The 460-nt window shown below is 47.6% G+C and carries 5 tRNA genes; all 5 read left to right on the top strand.

The features are described 5' to 3' along the window. The 5 genes from ACTNAO_RS12835 to ACTNAO_RS12815 all read left to right on the top strand — a co-directional run bounded on the left by ACTNAO_RS12835 (position 1) and on the right by ACTNAO_RS12815 (position 448). Positions 1-85, top strand: a tRNA-Tyr gene (locus tag ACTNAO_RS12835). Between the two features lie 8 nt (positions 86-93). Further along, positions 94-169 (top strand) — tRNA-Val (locus ACTNAO_RS12830). 32 nt (positions 170-201) lie between these two features. After that, positions 202-276, top strand: a tRNA-Thr gene (locus tag ACTNAO_RS12825). A gap of 3 nt (positions 277-279) precedes the next feature. Then, a tRNA-Tyr gene (locus ACTNAO_RS12820) sits at positions 280-364 on the top strand. Between the two features lie 8 nt (positions 365-372). Then, positions 373-448: transfer RNA gene (locus ACTNAO_RS12815), tRNA-Val, on the top strand. The last annotated feature ends 12 nt before the right edge of the window (positions 449-460 follow it).

Genomic DNA, 460 nt, shown 5'->3' with positions numbered 1-460 from the left:
GGATGAGTTCCCGAGTGGCCAAAGGGGGCAGACTGTAAATCTGTTACGTTTCGTTTCGATGGTTCGAATCCATCCTCATCCACCATTTTTATTGGGCGCATAGCTCAGCTGGGAGAGCATCTGCCTTACAAGCAGAGGGTCACAGGTTCGAGCCCTGTTGTGCCCACCAATAAAAATTAATATAATAAGGCTAAAAAATATGCTGGCATGGCTCAATGGTAGAGCAGCTGACTTGTAATCAGCAGGTTGTAGGTTCGATTCCTATTGCCAGCTCCATTTGGATGAGTTCCCGAGTGGCCAAAGGGGGCAGACTGTAAATCTGTTACGTTTCGTTTCGATGGTTCGAATCCATCCTCATCCACCATTTTTATTGGGCGCATAGCTCAGCTGGGAGAGCATCTGCCTTACAAGCAGAGGGTCACAGGTTCGAGCCCTGTTGTGCCCACCAATAAAAATTAAT

It is taken from the genome of Clostridium sp. HCP1S3_C6 (genome assembly GCF_052066735.1).
In the GTDB taxonomy this organism is placed as follows: Bacteria; Bacillota; Clostridia; order Clostridiales; family Clostridiaceae; genus Clostridium.
The sequence above is the reverse complement of the archived record's forward strand: the minus strand, read 5'-3'. Positions and strand labels throughout refer to the sequence as shown.